The sequence below is a fragment of the Colwellia sp. BRX10-1 genome (assembly GCF_014077545.1).
In the GTDB taxonomy this organism is placed as follows: Bacteria; Pseudomonadota; Gammaproteobacteria; order Enterobacterales; family Alteromonadaceae; genus Colwellia_A.
The window spans coordinates 1-379 of sequence record NZ_JACGWC010000112.1 but is presented as its reverse complement, the minus strand read 5'-3'; the positions used below and the strand labels follow the sequence as shown (position 1 = coordinate 379).

The 379-nt window shown below is 42.5% G+C and carries 1 protein-coding gene; it reads right to left on the bottom strand.

Annotation, left to right across the window (positions count from 1 at the left end; translation table 11 throughout):
• Window positions 1–379, bottom strand: a 379-nt coding sequence (locus tag H4J75_RS19770) for an Ig-like domain-containing protein (protein ID WP_182223077.1), incomplete at both ends; no start/stop codon positions are given.

The following is a 379-nucleotide window of genomic DNA, read 5'->3' as shown; positions in this document are numbered from 1 at the left end:
GCTATCGTGACAGTTTCACTATCATCACTTAAATCTGAAACTGGTGTCACTGAAATTGTTAAGGTAGAGCTCTGTGTATCACCAGCACCATCAGTAACTGTATAAGTAATAACAGGCACAGCACCATTGAAATTGTCGTTCGGTGTAAAGGTATAGCTACCATCGGTATTTAAAGTGAGTTCACCTTCCGCAAGAGTAACCGTGTCACCTGCATTGTACGTATTCCCACCAACAGTAAAGCTGGTGACGGTCATTGGACCGTCTGCTGTTTCAGCATTGTCTAAAACATTGCCTGTGGCTGTTGTATCTTCTGCAACAGTGACAGTTTCATTATCATCGCTCAGATCAGAAACTGGAGTTACTGAAATCGTTAAGGTAG